Genomic DNA, 15,777 nt, shown 5'->3' on the forward strand with positions numbered 1-15,777 from the left:
CATCTCTGAAGTATCAACCCTTTCATTGGAAAATAAAGAAGCTGAACAAGATGTTCAGCTTCTTTATTGTTTAGTGATGTTAGTAGACATAATACGATTCAACTATTACGCCATACCTTTGAATGTCCTCGATAAAGTACACATGGGATCTATACGCCTTAGCATTCATTGCTGTCCCCCATGTATCTGCATCTGAAGTGAGTGTATTTCCACGTATTTTATCTGTAGAGGAGATAAACTCTCCAGCGTCACAAACCGGTAGTGTAATTCTTTCTGTCTTGTCATAGAGCGCTATCTCCACATCGACGGGATCTATAGGTGAAAATTGTTCCAAGATATATTTTTGGGTGATTAAATGCCATTCAGCAGACGAAACATGCTCTGCTTTAATATTAAGACAGTATTCAAAATCAATATCTGTCCAAACCTGGATGACATGCTCCGATGTTTCCTTTTGAATTCGAGACCGGCTTAAACTGATTAGAAATTCTAAACGCGACTCATACTCGTTTTGTTGACGATTCTCAAGCGTAACGATCATTATTGTATTATTTTCTCGAACCAGATAGAACCAACCAAAGCCAGTTATGTTCTTTATATCAAGACTGTCGTCTACAGAGACGTGATAAAAACGATACTGTTGATTGGTCATATACTTATTCTCTACATTAAGAGCTTGTTGCAGATAATATGAATCCTGTTGAGAAATAACACGAAGTTTAAGAGTAATAGTATCAGTATCAGGTTTTTCAGTTTCGGAATTTGCATGTGAAGGTGGGATAGCTATTGCTAGTTGAGTTTCTTGTCTGTCACAGTTCAAATTTAGTAAATCATCGATTGAATTACATTTTTCAAACATAGTCCCCTTTAGTAAAGCTTTAATGACTATGTCATCAATCATCTTCTCCTTCGAGATATAATTGTTATTAAACAGGTATTGGCCCAGCTCTAAACAGCGATTTAAATCTTCTTCAAAACGGATACTTGCAGCTACACCATATTGTTCACCGATAAAGTACTGGCTATAGTCATTGAACTTTTGTTCCCAAATTTCGTCCTGTACAGTGATCATACAGTTCATCTCCTTATGGTTTTTAGTATGTACTAACAGCTTCATAAAGGTTCGCGTAACGAATGTCCTCTTCAATAAGATTGATCCACTCTGCTACTTTAGCTCGATTATTAACATTGATATAATCATGAATTGAATCAAATTGATTCTCCTCACGAACTATGGAAAGGGCGAAAATAAGATCCATTTCTGTATACCTATCTACTAGATGGCTTTGATCTGTGTCGGAATATACCGGGTAGGCCCGATAACATCCATCTACTTTGCTAAAACACATTCCAATCATTTGTTTTACTTTGAACTTCTCTTCCCATTTGACGGGATTTACCTTCAGAATTAACATCTCAGTGTCCTGTACTTTTTTCATTTAAATTTTTCTCCTTTGGCCTAAACGCAAAAAAACGGAATCCTCAGATTAAGAGAATTCCGTTTATAAATGCGATAGCAGTATTAGTTTTTTAAAATAAACAAACAAAAAATGCATAACCCACTGGAATCGTAAATTAAAGCTAATATCGGCTTTCCAGAAAAGAACAACGCCGTCATACCAAATATGTTCGCGTTTTCTTACATTGTTTCCACGATTCCAAAAAAAGAACCATGTCCGTTTCATTAGGTTAACATCATCATACAATAGTATGTACATGTCTCAGATGAAAACAATGAAGAAATGGACTTGTTATATGACTATAATTTTATCCTAATCGTGGATGGATTTCAATTAAGAATGTATATTTTTTAATTCCGGGTCAATGACAAGTTCAGGTAAGCTGAATAAATAATTTATTTTGAAAATTTTATTAATATGAAATAGAACAATACCCCTCCTATAACTCCAAAAAAGGCATATAAATCTGTAAACATATACGCTATAAAGATTGAGGTTACAATTGTCACAACGGTTCCGATAATAATGTTAGAAAATCTATAGACCATAAATCCTAGAAATCCAGAGATCAAAGTCACGAGTAAAAAAGGAATAAAAAGGTACATTTTTGCTAACCTCCTAACTTGCACTAAATTTTTACAATGATATACTCGGTTCATACTAAATATTGGGAGGTAATAATTTTGATCAGAAAGATTCCAGCTTTTAGAACAATATCCTTAGCTCTTATCCTTTTCTTACTGGGTACGTTCGTTTACCCCTTATCTTATTCCAGTGCTACTGCTAGCTTCTCAGAAGAGGACTACCAAAAAATTGCTGAGCATATGAGAGAAGATGGGTCCTCACAGGATGATATTAACAGTGTAATTAACAAATTAAAAAATGGAGAAATTTTAGATGCGGATAAACCAAACTCAACTGCTTTTAGAACATCGGATTCCAATAACAACGGAAGTCTGACGGTCACTTCTGAAAATCCAACGATACACCAGAAGTTCGAGGATGGTTCATATAAGAAATTAAGATTAGTAATAGAACCTACGGATGTATCTACTACTGCTTCCAATGGAGCATCCTTATATTTCAAGGTTGAAGGAACAAGTGTCTTTGGAACAGCGAGTTTCAATACCTCTGCATTCATAGACACGCACATCGGTAGTAGCTACATTACTGGTGTGTCGGGCACCTCCATTCATTCCATTATGGGAGTATATTCTGACGAAAAGTTGGTAATTGATAGACTTACTGAAATTAGGAGTAAAAGTATCCCTGCAGAAGCCCATTTATCTTATAAGCATACCAGTTTCGGTGGTGTATCAGCTAAAACAAGGGAGCTAAGAGTTAAAATTGGAGATCATATTGACGATCGTTACGGAATAGCAGTTACTTTTACTGATGGCAGAGGTTCTTATCAGTAAGTATCAACCGGCCGATAAAGTCATATTCAACAAATTCAATGTTCAACGATCCCAACCCGCTTATGTACTATTAACCTTTTTAATCTAGGTTCAATATAATAATTGGTAGAACCCTTGCCCGCTTCTGCGAAACAAGGGTTCTACACATGTTTGTATGATTGTTTCTTTTACCACAGATAATTTTGAATACAAAAAACCGCCACACTATAAGGCGGCGGTAATGAGTGCATGCATGCTATTGATGATATTTTCTCCTTGGTACTATTAATGTGTTATTGGTCTGAAGACTGGCTTACCATTCATAAACAGGTAAATCCGGACGTATTTCAGCATCTCTCTCCAGCAAAATCCATTCGGAATCGTGGCTTTGAGCATATCTAAAAATGCCTTCTACACAGTCAGGTAAATCAAAACTCTTAAGATTTTCATCTTTATGTGGAACATAAATGAAGAAACCATTAATGTCAAAGCCAGCCTCTTTCGGGTAATATGAAAAAGTTCCAAATTGACCTTGAAGTAGTGCGTTATTAATCTCTTCGGTAATGTGACTGATACTTAGTACAAGCATTGTTTCTTTTTCAGGTTGATGCTGCAGCAATGAAGGGTCGTCTTCTGCTGTCTCAAACATGATTGTTGAACCAGCTTTATCTTCACCGAGTATTTCTTCAGATTCTTCACCCTCATCTGAACGCTTTTTATATTCAGCATATGAAATACCGGTCCAAGCTTCGAAAGCAGCAGCTGCCCTTTCAAATGCATTAGCCCCGATATAAGGTTTGATTTCTTCGATAAGGTCTCCATGTATACATACAAATAGAACGATCTGTGTACTCATTTTATTCCTACTCTCTATTAGATTTCTAGATTTTAATTTTTTTGAGTAGCTATCAATCTGATATTTACTTGTTGGCTGAGTCATTTTTCTTGTTGAGTAAATTCAAGAGATCATCTAGCTCTACTGATTTCTTGATCACGTGCTCATCTTGAAAATTAAAGTCATGTTGAACTACTAAACATTCTAATTCTCTTCGCCTAACTTCAATGAGGTCATTCAATTCAATATTTTGCAACATTGGTATTCAGCTCCTTGAAGAAGAATGAAAAAACGCAGACGAGTAACGTCTACGATTCTTGTTGTTTTATTCTGATTCACTTTGATGTGACAGTATCTGTTGCTTCTCGATAGGGTATGTTTTTACCTTATACTTATGTTTAAGATTTATATACGACTTGTGGTGGGCTATTCGCTGTTCAGAGAACAGTGTATTGAAATAGGAAATCACTTCAAGAGCCGCATATTTATTGGTAAGGAGTTTTTGAGGTTCCTTGCTAAGCTGCTGTATGCATGCTGCACCTGGGGCAATCGGGTCATCGTCTAATAACATATCGGGAAATGCTGAACAGACAGGATCAAGAATAGTCTCGTCGTTCCAACGAATCCCGCAGACAATTTGTCCGGTCCAGCCGGTAGCATTATAGGCTTCTCTTTCTTCAGAAGTCCAGGAATCCATAGAACGTTCGTCCTGAGGCACACGAGAACCTTCAACCCCTGCATCCACATAAATCATATAAGGTTGCGACATGAAGAAGGCATGCATGAGCTGGCGGCTAAAGTTATTATCCACGGTACCAATGAGTACTGGGATTTTCATGTTACAGTAGTAGTCCTTAAGAAATGCATCATCAAATAATGCTTCCATTGTTTCTAAGGTACTTACATATTGCTCTGCATAAGAAAATACAGGTACTTCATAATGTCTCCCGTATCGCCTTGCTAGAACGTCTGCCTTCTTCTGTCCTACATCGGAGGGTAGAAATAATTGATTTTTGAGATTATGTTTTTCAACGATATCTGGATCAGCTAGAAGATAACTACCCTTAACTGAGAAGATATTCATGAGTTGCGTTAATTGTTGAACCACAGCAGATCCGTTTGCACCGGTTCCTAATTGAACGATTTGGAAAAGGGGTTTCATGTCTGGGTGAAAGATGATCATAGCGCACTCTCTTTCTGAATGCGATAATCATAAGCATTTGTTGCTGGAGGAAAAGGAGAAGTAAACACCTTATTGAGGTCTACCAATTGATATTGACCATCTACAAACACACGACAAGAGATCTTAGGAAAAAAACAATCTAGTCTCCCAATAATCGTATATAAGCATCTGCCAATCTCACTGTTATTGTCCTGCTCTGATGGGGTTATTTCTAAAGTGTGATGAGAATGTAACTCCATTACTTTTATCATTTGAGCATCATCAATTTCGGTTTTCTCAGGGACAACATTCTCTGATGAAACTACTTGATGTGGGATTGAAAGATGATAGCCTTTGACATGATGAAAGTAAATCTCACCATAAATTTCTAATTGATCCTTACTGTATTCCCTACATAGAGAGATAAATTCCTCAAGGATAATATACGGGATTGGCGGTAATTTAAACTGTATACCCTCATGCAGTTGATCACATACAGGCACGTATGATGCTTTTGTACAGACCGAGTAGACTTCACCATCCCTGATGTGATACACATGTCCGTCAGCAGAGGGAACATACATATTGTATTTCCGATCAGCAGCAGCTTCCTTTAGAGACGTAAACACTCCAGTGGATGCTCCTCTTTTACGGCCGTGAACCTGCGGTATGATTAGGTTATTAGGGAATAAGGTTAACGTTACATAATCTCGATCGCTCATTTCGCCGTACTCTTCAGCTAGTTTAAGCCTCAAGTCTTCGGTATTTATAGTGCGCCGGCCATCTTTTGCTTCCGGATCTTCAATACCTTGTTCAATTTCCTCGTTACTAAAGTATTGGGTTATGGGAGTCAACTCACCATCATATTTAATGTGTGTTTCGAGATTAACTTCTAAAGTCTCAAATGTTATATTTTCTTTCTTGGTAGCCGGCTTATTCATCGAAAGTTGATTCTTTCGTTGTTTCCGTTTTTCGTTTTCTACAGTAGTTGTTGTTAACGTTGTTTGTTCCTCCGGACTCAGAAATCCGAACAAATCGCCTTGAACAAAAGTATTATCAGTCATTATTAAACCCTCCAATTAGATCTTCGTTTGTTTTTCTAATAATTGTTGAATTGTTATTTTTTCAGTGAGAAGCCAGGCATCCGGGAAATCTGTATCCTGCATCTTACTGTATAACTCACGTAACTCTGTGATCCCAGAAGTGTTTCGATGCCCATCAAAGTAACAATTTGTACTTGGAGATCCAAAAAACAAATTGTGCAATGTAGCGCATTGGTTTATATCTGTTATCGTGGGTAGTGAATTACCACCCATACAAACAGAGCCGTTGGTCACATTGGCATAAGGGTACTTAAATAATTCAGTGTCTGAACTGATTCGGCTCTGCTTTACCGCAAAGCAGAACATTTGATCTACCCTTCTGCTTTTCATATCAATTAAATAAACAAATAACAAATGAGGGTGACCTATCTTTTCTAAAGGATCATTGTAATAGTACATATCCCATTTTTGTTTTGGGACACTGCAGACTACAATTTCTTTTTTTGATTTTTCCATACGGATATACTTAACAATTCCTTTATTCATGAAAGGTGTCTCGTACGAAGGTTTTCCTACTTTCCTTATCCCGCAAATACTCAATCTTTCCATACCTTTTCGATGACCTATGATAGTAAGAGGATGTAATTCTCTCAGCTCGGTATCGATAATGGCTTCAGCAAATTGGTTGAAGGTCATCGAGTAGTCAGATAAGACGACATTATTTTGATTCTTTATTTGAACTTGGCACGTTGGTATAGAAGAGTGGACTCCTTCACTCCAAGTAACACTATAGTGTCGTCGGGAATCTCTATTATTCATGTATATCGTCCTTTTCGAGATACTCACTGATTAAGGCTGCCATCTTCATTAAATGCTCAAGAAATTGGCTGTGGTATCCATAGTAATTTTCTTCAAGATGAAGGGTAATAGTGTCGTCGATTATTTCAATGTTTAAGCTGGCCATCGAATAGTCACAGTTCACCCTTGTTATGAAAGGTTGAATGGATTGCGTGTATTCACTCTGGCTCTGTAATACCAATGACAGTTCTCCACCGGATATAGCATATTTAGCTTCGTCTTCATTGTGAGGTATTCTTTTTATATCGAACTTATGAAAAACCAGTCTAAGTAACTCGTCGAAAATATCAAATGTCGGGCCAATTCCGTAAGTGTTCCAGATTCGCCATTCCTTTGCTGCGCTTAAATTTGTCGGGTTTATTCCATAATCATGAGCAAGCTTAAGCATCCGAAAATTATCAGTAGATGACCTTATAGACTCTATATCTTCATTATTGAACATCAGCATGAGAATGTTTCCTTTCTCTTTTAATTAAATGAAGTCATCATTACTTTCAGTTCGCATATATCTGAAGTGTCCGCAATAATGTCTATGATTTGTTTGTTCGTAGAATATGTTAAAGTAATTGTTTTTTGCATTTTGTTCATAATCCCATGAATATGCGTTGTCGTATGAATCTAGATAAAAGGATTGATTCAACACGGTGTTAACATCCTCTATGGAGAATGATGAGAAATCAATTTCATTTAGCGGTGTATCACTAAAGATCAATTCAACGATTTTATAAAGCTCCTCCTTCGTTGAGGTGCTATTCTCTTCATGTTTCTCTTTTAATGATTTCTCGAATTTATTCCAGTCCAATCGGAGGAATTCCATATGCTCGCCACCTTTGAAGTAGAATAATAATGGATGCTCCCTTCTATAAAGGAAGCATCCATTCATACTTGTCTATTTTCTACGGTACGGTAAGATAATTTGAATATTACCCTTACTCTCTTGTGGCTCTATAAGAACTGGACTTAGTTCTCCAGTAAAGCTGATCCGGACCATTTTCGAATGGTAGGCTTTAATTGCATCCAAAAAATATCTTGTATTAATCGAGATATCAATTTCGTCACCAACGTAATCTTGGACAAAAATCTCTTCAGCTACGGATGCAAATGAAGATTCATGCGTTTTCAGCTCAATAGATGCAGCATTGTTAGGGTTGGTTTTTATGAGGGTAATTCCCCCATCGTTGCCTTCCGCTTTAACAATATACTGTCGTTCTAGAGAAGCAAGTAGCTCGGTACGATGTACCAAGAAACTAACTTTCATTGAGTCCCCATCAGGACGAATTCTACTTACATCAGGATAACTTCCCTCGAGAATGGTTGTACTGAAGGTTGTATTTCCTGACTTAATCACTAATCTCCCTTTAACTAAAGAAATATCCACCTTGTTACTTCCAATAAGTCTCGATATTTTTTCGAGGGGCTTAGCTGCTATAGTTATTCCACCATTCCCGAACTCTTGAATAGAATCCGTTTGGTAAGAGGCTATGGCTAATCTATGCCGGTTGGTTGTAGTAAAGACAAGGTCTTGCTCCGTCAGGTTAATATTAACGCCAGTAAGAATAGGCGTGTTTTCGTCCGTGGAGGCTGCGAATAAGGTTTTATTTAATAGATCCAGAAAGTGAGAAGAATCCAATTGAAGGAGAGCCTTCCCCTTCGGAATGACAAACTGGGGGAATTCTACAGCACTCAGACCCTGCATTTTAAAGTTTGCGTTCACTTTTTCATCAACTGACGTTACTTTAATCAGTTTCTGATCCGTCAGTTTTTCATCAGGATGATCAGAAACGGTAATACAGACTGCGGACCCCATTTTTCTTACAATTTCAATAATGAGTGGTGGGATCATTACTGACCCTACCTCATCTACGCTTAATTCATTTTCCTTCGACGGTATGAAATGCTCCGTTGAATTCACGGTATTATCCGTAACCAAGTTTAGTCCTTTTTTTGTTGCATGAAATTTGATATTCATACAGATCGGTACTCTTTCAGATTTCTCTAATGTCTCTTTAACTTTTGTTAAGCCATCCAAGAGTGTCTTCGTTTTCATTGTAATTTTCATGTTAAAATCTTCCCTTCTTTTAGTTAAAGTAAGAATAAAAAAAGACATAGCCTACTCTTGATCAAGTAGATTATGTCTTTAACTTTTTCGTGTCCCAACTCCTAAAATAGTAAGCAGGCTTGCAAGTAAACCATTAAACTGGATAACATCCATTAGACCGACAAAGTAAATACGCTTTTCTACTAAGTTGCCAGTCCGTTTCGTTTGGGTAGCAAAAATAATCTTCCCGTATTCTTCTGATACTTCTCCTACCATAGAAAACGAATTCTGGGATAGGTTGTATTTCGCCATACATATCTGATGTGCTAAGAATAGATTGTCCGGACATATAGCACGGATTAACTTAGCTTTTGATTTCTTCCAAAGCTTGCTTGCTAGCTCATTTGCATGTTGTAAGTGTTTATAGCAAGTAGAGATAAATGTCACCACTCTGGTACGTCTGTCTACTGCAGCAGCTAAACATAATATGGACCATGAATCTTCTGACATATCTGAGCCAATTCTTCGCCAGATCTGTATTTCAGTATTCTGATCAGCCTCATGACTTGCTTTCAAGACTTCGCTTGTGATCTGGCTTTCTTTACTTATGTAACTACAGACCTCTTTGTTTTTTACCCAATATGATAACTTCAAGGTCGGCATACCTGGAACGATTGCGGAAATTGCGTCCCAACCGTATTGATTCCTCTTTTTCAAACGAAACTTGAACATCTGTGATAACCTCCTGAAATTTTGTTCAATATGCAAAAAAAACGCATGATTCCGCTTTGTAAAGCGAATCCATGCGTTTAGATGCCAAATATTGAGTTTTAGACTTGTTGGTGAAATAAAAAAGATTCTTAGCATTGAATCAACTTGATTATTGATTCAATATGTATTGCCATCACTCTATTCAATGAAATAAAGTGTACACAATCTTATTCTTCATCCTAATGAAAATACATTAGTCCCAAAATGCTATCCAATCCATTATCATCTCGTGGAGTACATAATTTAAATAGCATTGAAGAATACAAAAACAAAAGAATTAGCTTTATTTTACACTAATATTTATGAAAAATAAAGTTTCATTCTTGAGTGTTCAATATGGTATAGATTAATGTCGGTCCTGAACTGACTAGACAATAATTAAATATCTAATAAGTGACTTCGAAATAGTTGTCTTACTCCGAATACATGATACTCTCGATCTGTAAGAAACATATTGACTGCGGAGTTGAGAAAATAATGAAATACCCATATATGGATCAAGCATTTGTACATAAGGCAAAGCAAGTAGAGAAGAGATTTAGAAAACGAATTCAGTCAGGGGAGCATTCCTATAGGACGGGCATGGGGTGTATTTTAGGGGTAAAAGAAATCACCGCTCAGCATATTATCTTTAAAATCAATTCGACCCAGGGCGTTCATAGAATTACAAGAGTTCGATTTCGCCAGGCTCTTACATATGCGTTATTTTATCGCAATGTCAGTAGAAAAGAACTGGAGAAATTCGACCCATTCACGTCACACTTAATGGCTTTGTTAAATGCTGCATTAAGTGACCTTAGCTCCAGGATTATTACTCTAGCTAATCGAAAATTATGCCTGGTCATAAAAGGTGTTCGATACTTTTTTTCGGGTTTAGAGGCATCACCAAAAGATAGAGAGCTGATTTCTAAGTTAGGTGGTAAGTTTGTACTTCTAAGTAATTACTATCTACGCGAGTATAGTGAAGAGCGAATCTACAATATACTTAATCACTGTCATGATCTGGGGCTACATATCATTATTGATTCAGGTACTTTCAGCGTGATGAAAGCTCAACGTAGGAATAAGGATGTTGATCCGATATGCCTGAAACAATACAGTACCTTGATTCAGAAGATTAAACCACTCATTATCGGCTACTTCAATTTGGATGTTGAGAACCTTAAACAGACAGAGGAGAACTTTGAATATCTCTCTCAATCCGTAAAGATCCCACCTTACCCTGTCTGGCATGAATCTTATGGTTGGGATACGTTAGAGCGTTGGGTAAATAGCTCAATACATCTTACCATTGCAATCGGTGGAACAGTTTTTATGTTATCTCAAAATCAAAAACGTAAGTTCTTTCAAAAGATATTCAGTCAGTATAGTGATCGGCAGACTTTTCATTGGTTGGGTGGATCCAATGGGCTACTACATGAATTCCCGTTCCTTTCTACAGATTCTACAGGATATAATGTGGGCAGAAGATTCAAGCGTTTGCTGCCTCTAAACTCATCCCAGAAGATAGCTGCAGCATCTATGACATCCATGGAGTGCTTGGAATATAACATCAGGCAAATGGTTAAGCTGGAAGATTCCCACGTACCGTTACAAACAGAATTTATGATTTAAACATAAATACGAAAAAAAGAGGTTGGACAAATGTCCAACCTCTTTAATGATTAAAAAATCAAAAATCAAATACTAACTGATCTTGAATAATAGCCTCACTATTTTTCATCTTTATCCGTACAGGTGTTGTTTTGTATTGGATGATATCTATCTTTAATGTTTTCTCTGCTTTAGAAACGGAAATCCCTTGAATATGATCCATACCAATAGAATTCTTTTCTTCCACTTTTCTCGGTATTTCTGGTTCAAAATCAGAAACACCACATAATCGTTTGGTCTCTGCTGTTAAGATTTTGAAGGCTTCACTAATAGCCGCAGGATAATCTTCTTCGGAAACAACGTTGAGTTTTTCATCAATATCTTTCTCAGCTGCACTTTTCCAAGTCTCCGTAAGTTCCGCTGCAGATAGATTGTTCGCTAAATCCCGTGTTAGTCCGGATTCATTGTCCGTTGCGAATTTTGCAATCTTATCTGAACGTTCAATTCTACCTTCTACTAATAAAGCAGCAATTCTTTTCTTCATCAGATGCTCGAATTGTTTCATCTGATGCGTATTTTTAGCGACATAAAATCGTACTGTACATTCCTTGGTTTGGCCTATTCTCCACGCTCTACGTCCGGCTTGCCGAACGGCATTTATATCATCATTTAGCTGCCAGAACATAAGGTTCGGCCACTCTAGCAAATCTAAGCCAACTTGGACTAACGCTGCATTCATGATCAGCACCTTAGTCCCTTGTTGCTTTTGTTCCTCTAACCAATCGAACCTGCCCATACTTGTTGTAGTGGACTTGTCCAGGATGGTAGCGTCGATGTTCGCCTCTGAAAGGATCTTTTGTATTCGCTCATTGGTCTTATATTTGTTCGTGAAGTTGGTAAAGATAATACATCCTCGATCATTAGCCAGCTCTTTCCGGATATCCTCTACCAATTTCTGTTCTACTGCAGTTGTATAACTTTCATCAAACACTTTAGGGGAAACTCGTGAGAGTAGTTTTCCTTTATCATCAGTAAACTCAACAGTACAATCATGGCTTGGTTGTGCAGCATAATTCAAAACAGCAGAAGTGTAGTAAGACCAAGCCTTACTTCCTAAATCAGACTGTATTTTCATACATGTATCGTACAATTCCTGTTCAAATTCACGGTATGCTTGACCATGTTCATCTTCCAGATCGACAATTACAGGTTCTTCTCTTAAACTCACCAAAGGTAATCCTAAATCAGAAAGCTCAACGAATACTGACTTATGAAGTAGGTGCTTCGCGACCAATTGAGGGGCGATGCCCGGTTTCTCTTTTAGAGAGACCTTTTCAGCACGACGATTCGTCGTACGGCCGGCATTTCCATCATTCACATCATGGTAAGTCACTTTTTCAAGAACGCCGTATTTTTGGGCCCATAGCTCTTTAGATGTGGAGTGTTCGAAACCCTCGTTAATAAGGGATTGAGGATCTGATCGCCACAACGTAGATTGAATAGATGATGAAATTCCGCTGGTTAGTGTTCCGGTGAGAAACATTGCTTTGCTACAGCTTTTTAATAGTTTGTGAAAAGAAAGTCCCCGCCCACTATTTGAAGCCTTCATTTGTTGGATCTCATCAAATATACCTAGCTTGAAATGGCCCTTCAGGTGTTTTTGGAAGATTTCTGCAATCATCCAGCGAACCTTGTTTCGGTCCTCTCCCCGACTTTTTAATGCTGGCCGGGCTAATGTACAATTTTTCTTGATCTTGTGTTTTTTTGGTTCCTGATCATCTTTGATTGAAGGGGACTTGCATTCACATTGGAGTTGTCTTATGAAGGAAGTATATCTGTTGACATAACTGCGTGGTAATCCAGCAGGTGTAATTGTTTTATCTAAGCGTGCTTCGTTTAATTCCTCAATTGTTGGTGGGTACTTCGGATATTCAACAATATCTTTCCACGAAGCAACAATGCCAGCTTCAGCATCTTTTGGTTTAGGGGATTTAATTGGTTGATAACAATCTGGACAACGCCAATTTTGTGTTCTATGGTTCCAGATCGCGCTACAGATAAATTTATTAGCGGTAAGCTTCATTCGATCCGTTGAGACTAACACAAATTCAATGGTACCGGATGGGACTTTGCTTTCTTTACTCTTGACCTTGCGTACGTAATCAAGAGCATCTTCAGTCGAGTTAATAACCCGTATCCGTGTATGATGTTCGCCTAACACCTTAGGGATCTCTTCTCCTGCCCATTTAGGTATCGTTATTGACGGGGCAGTAATTAAAACAGAAATTCCCGAATGACTCCCCCGACTATGTTGTTCTTGCGATAATACGTAAGATGCTGTTAAGGACATCTGCGTTTTACCACACCCCATGTCAGCATTTAAGAAAGCGGAGTATCCCTCTTTCAAAATTGTTAGGATCCCCATTACTGCTCTTGCTTGTGCAGGAAGACAGATGCGATTGGTCATGCCGATATACTTCGTGTATGTCTGTCCATTATATAGTGGCTTTAAGTACATCTCCATCTTGGTAGAGAGAATTTCTGCATTTTTCCGGAGATAGTCTTCAGTTGTCATTCCGTCATCAAATACCACATTTGAGGTCGTATTGGTCGAAGAGAAAACATTGAGGGTACCATCAATGATAGCCTGGTCAATACAAGATAAGACCTCCTCTTCCTTCATCGTATTAATTTGAATGGTGGTAATCGTTTCTTCCATATCATCAAGATCCGTTTGAATTGTTTTTATGTTAGTCCATTTATCCTTTGGAATAAGCGAAAGGTATAAATCTGCCCAATCACGAGTTTTTGGTAAGTTGAATTTTTGAGCAATGAATTGACCTGCAAGTTCATTGATGTTTCCTCGAGACATTAATATTCTTGGTGGATGAGCCTTATTGTTAGCGTCCGCCTCCAAACAAGCTTCATTGTATTCTTGGACAATGGCCACTCTTGGAAGTAAAAAGGTATGACACACCTTGCTATGAACTTCTTCGATCCTTCTATAATTTCGTGTACTTTTGTAGAATTTCACCTCACCAGAGAAGAAATTGGTTACCATAACCTCTTTTTGTTCGTAAAACAAAGCATGAATCGCGCGGCAAGCACTTAAGCTGCCGGCAAGGGAAATCCCAATTAAAGTTAAGTCATCTTCATTTAGTAGAATCATTTTGACAAAGGCCTCAAATACTTTGCCTTCCTTTTCTGTTCTAATAATGCGTAAATCCTTTGTTATATAGAGTAGAAATGCCTCAAATTCGCTTGATTCGGGCCTATCCATGCTACCAGAATACATTTCATATAATGAAGACACCGTATGAGGACCAATCGGATACTGTTGAATAGATTCCCACCCTTTACGGGAGGGATTACTACAGTATTCTTTGATACTGGCAATCATCGGTCTGCTCATTTGTTTTAAGGAAGGATTCATTTCAATTAAACTCTCGTTTTTTTCTAAGATGGATGTTGTCATAAGTTGCGATAGCTCTTAATTTGAGGCTATCTTTCCTCTCTTTCAATTATGGATTTTAATTATTTTAGGTCGATATGTCCATTTGGAGTGAACACGCGAATTATTGACTTTCTTGTATAACTTTCTATCGTTTTAGATGTTCTTGTTTCCGGATCGTATTCGGTCCTTTTACTAAGGTGGGATTCATCTTTAGCAACCAACAAGTGGTCTCCCATATGTTCAGGAAGAGCTCCGGATTGGATTGCTTGAACCTGGTGAGTGATCTTAAGTGGCATTGCTGGGTTCTGAATATGATCGCTTTGTAGACGTACATCATCTACTAAGGAGAAAATTTTATCTAAGAATCGAATTTCCTTACTTGAGTTTTTCACATCATCAATCGTTACAATTGTCGATGTGAATATAGTTGTGGGTTTGACTTGTGGGGGAACCACATAGCTTACATCGTCCTCGGTATCTAATGGTTTTAGACACTCTGGACCGCGATATGAAATGTCATTTAAGTATTCTATGAGGTGTTCTTTGTTGGTGGAGTTTTTTTGATGGTTTTTCTGGGAACCACGTAGATATCCAAATACAATCACTTGCTTAAAGTCATAGTAGTTGTCGTCTGTAAAACGATACACTTTTATATCCTCGAGTCTGGAAACAATGATCTTAGACAGTTCCGCTAATGTATACTGTGGCACATTTAAAATAACAAGTGCTGATGTAGAAAGCATGTTATTGGATTGGGTAAGATCTTTAAAAAACCGATATTCACTTCTTTCATTCTTTAACTGCATAAATGGAGGGTTTAGATACATTAATGAAAATGTATCATGACTTATGCGTGTGTCTTCATATCCACACTGTAGCAGATGGTCAACATTCCTTTTAGCTTCATAAGCTCGAGTTTTTTCGATCTCAATCCCATAAGATTCAACCAAGTCCTGGTTTGAAAAGTGGTTTTTAATTTGAAGTAATGCTGAGCCGGTACCGGCACAAGGATCAAATATAGAAAACGGATAATCGTGTTCTTGATGCACACGTCTTAAAATTAGTTCCATTTCTTTTGTAGGGGTAGGATAAAATCCTCCCTTTGATTCACTACCAAGTCTGGCCATTGTATATCCTCCTCTGATTGTTTGTTGTTGAACATTAAA

14 protein-coding genes are annotated in these 15,777 nt (G+C 37.6%); 2 read left to right on the top strand and 12 right to left on the bottom strand.

Features of this window, described 5'->3' with window-relative positions:
- Positions 1 to 79: 79 nt before the first annotated feature.
- Together P5G61_RS21655 and P5G61_RS21660 are read right to left on the bottom strand one after the other, a co-directional pair.
- Complete coding sequence (locus P5G61_RS21655) at positions 80 to 1,072, bottom strand: hypothetical protein (RefSeq protein WP_024630844.1); 993 nt, start codon at positions 1,070 to 1,072, stop codon at positions 80 to 82.
- Positions 1,073 to 1,094: 22 nt separating this feature from the next.
- Complete coding sequence (locus P5G61_RS21660) at positions 1,095 to 1,439, bottom strand: hypothetical protein (RefSeq protein ID WP_024630845.1); 345 nt, start codon at positions 1,437 to 1,439, stop codon at positions 1,095 to 1,097.
- 704 nt (positions 1,440 to 2,143) lie between these two features.
- Here P5G61_RS21660 and P5G61_RS21665 point away from each other — a divergent pair.
- Complete coding sequence (locus P5G61_RS21665; RefSeq protein ID WP_024630847.1) at positions 2,144 to 2,878, top strand: hypothetical protein; 735 nt, start codon at positions 2,144 to 2,146, stop codon at positions 2,876 to 2,878.
- A gap of 292 nt (positions 2,879 to 3,170) precedes the next feature.
- On the opposite strand, the gene P5G61_RS21670 is transcribed toward P5G61_RS21665, so the two are convergent.
- The 8 genes from P5G61_RS21670 to P5G61_RS21705 all read right to left on the bottom strand — a co-directional run bounded on the left by P5G61_RS21670 (position 3,171) and on the right by P5G61_RS21705 (position 9,525).
- Entirely contained in the window at positions 3,171 to 3,797 is a 627-nt protein-coding gene (locus P5G61_RS21670) for a DUF5983 family protein (protein ID WP_152532904.1), read from the bottom strand.
- The gene (locus P5G61_RS21675; protein ID WP_081717991.1) at positions 3,778 to 3,951 is read right to left on the bottom strand and encodes a Spo0E family sporulation regulatory protein-aspartic acid phosphatase; all 174 of its coding nucleotides are present in this window, start codon (positions 3,949 to 3,951) and stop codon (positions 3,778 to 3,780) included. The genes P5G61_RS21670 and P5G61_RS21675 overlap by 20 nt, the downstream gene beginning before the upstream one ends.
- Positions 3,952 to 4,017: 66 nt before the next feature.
- Positions 4,018 to 4,875: a ThiF family adenylyltransferase gene (locus P5G61_RS21680; RefSeq protein ID WP_024630849.1), complete on the bottom strand. Its 858-nt coding sequence runs from the start codon at positions 4,873 to 4,875 to the stop codon at positions 4,018 to 4,020.
- Positions 4,872 to 5,918 (bottom strand): hypothetical protein, encoded by a 1,047-nt coding sequence (locus tag P5G61_RS21685; protein WP_024630850.1) that lies wholly within the window; start codon positions 5,916 to 5,918, stop codon positions 4,872 to 4,874. Before P5G61_RS21685 ends, P5G61_RS21680 begins: the two co-directional genes overlap by 4 nt.
- Positions 5,919 to 5,933: 15 nt before the next feature.
- On the bottom strand, positions 5,934 to 6,716 hold the full coding sequence (locus P5G61_RS21690; protein WP_024630851.1) for a hypothetical protein: 783 nt from the start codon (positions 6,714 to 6,716) through the stop codon (positions 5,934 to 5,936).
- Positions 6,709 to 7,203: a hypothetical protein gene (locus P5G61_RS21695; protein WP_024630852.1), complete on the bottom strand. Its 495-nt coding sequence runs from the start codon at positions 7,201 to 7,203 to the stop codon at positions 6,709 to 6,711. The genes P5G61_RS21690 and P5G61_RS21695 overlap by 8 nt, the downstream gene beginning before the upstream one ends.
- A gap of 441 nt (positions 7,204 to 7,644) precedes the next feature.
- Positions 7,645 to 8,814: a DNA polymerase III subunit beta gene (dnaN, locus tag P5G61_RS21700; RefSeq protein WP_024630854.1), complete on the bottom strand. Its 1,170-nt coding sequence runs from the start codon at positions 8,812 to 8,814 to the stop codon at positions 7,645 to 7,647.
- Positions 8,815 to 8,892: 78 nt separating this feature from the next.
- Entirely contained in the window at positions 8,893 to 9,525 is a 633-nt protein-coding gene (locus P5G61_RS21705; RefSeq protein WP_024630855.1) for a hypothetical protein, read from the bottom strand.
- A 516-nt stretch (positions 9,526 to 10,041) separates the two neighbouring features.
- On the opposite strand from P5G61_RS21705, the gene P5G61_RS21710 reads away from it, so the two are divergent.
- Positions 10,042 to 11,178, top strand: coding sequence for a hypothetical protein (locus P5G61_RS21710; RefSeq protein ID WP_024630856.1), 1,137 nt, complete (start codon positions 10,042 to 10,044; stop codon positions 11,176 to 11,178).
- 58 nt (positions 11,179 to 11,236) lie between these two features.
- On the opposite strand, the gene P5G61_RS21715 is transcribed toward P5G61_RS21710, so the two are convergent.
- On the bottom strand, positions 11,237 to 14,632 hold the full coding sequence (locus P5G61_RS21715) for a hypothetical protein (protein WP_024630857.1): 3,396 nt from the start codon (positions 14,630 to 14,632) through the stop codon (positions 11,237 to 11,239).
- A 59-nt stretch (positions 14,633 to 14,691) separates the two neighbouring features.
- On the bottom strand, positions 14,692 to 15,738 hold the full coding sequence (locus tag P5G61_RS21720; RefSeq protein ID WP_024630858.1) for a DUF6094 domain-containing protein: 1,047 nt from the start codon (positions 15,736 to 15,738) through the stop codon (positions 14,692 to 14,694).
- Positions 15,739 to 15,777 lie beyond the last annotated feature (39 nt).

Source organism: Paenibacillus vandeheii (assembly GCF_030433635.1).
Classification (GTDB): domain Bacteria; phylum Bacillota; class Bacilli; order Paenibacillales; family Paenibacillaceae; genus Paenibacillus; species Paenibacillus vandeheii.